Below are 276 nucleotides of genomic sequence, written 5' to 3'. Positions count from 1 at the left end.
AGTTTAACGTGGTTTAAATTCGCTTGGCGCGTGACGCTTCTGTTGATGCAGAAGCGATCGGTGCAACGCGGCAGACCCGCAGGGACAAGAACCTATGAAAGCGAGCCAGCGCGCGCTTTCGGCGTTGCCGTGCGCGAGGCACGGACCGCGCAGGGGCTGGCCCAGGAGGTGCTCGCGGAACAGGCGGGCATCGCCCGGTCGCACATGGGCAAGATCGAGCGCGGCGAGCACATGCCCACGCTGGTGTTGATCCTGCGGATCGCGAAGGGGCTGGGG

At 65.2% G+C, this 276-nt stretch carries 1 protein-coding gene; it reads left to right on the top strand.

Translation table 11 applies throughout. The features are described 5' to 3' along the window. The coding region (locus AAEY80_RS14510) for a helix-turn-helix domain-containing protein (protein ID WP_502945560.1) at positions 1 to 276 on the top strand (276 nt) is incomplete at both ends.

Origin of the sequence: Psychrobacter sp. 78a-MNA-CIBAN-0178 (genome assembly GCF_040309625.1) — a bacterium.
Classification (GTDB): Bacteria; Pseudomonadota; Gammaproteobacteria; order Pseudomonadales; family Moraxellaceae; genus Psychrobacter; species Psychrobacter okhotskensis.
The sequence above is the reverse complement of the archived record's forward strand: the minus strand, read 5'-3'. Positions and strand labels throughout refer to the sequence as shown.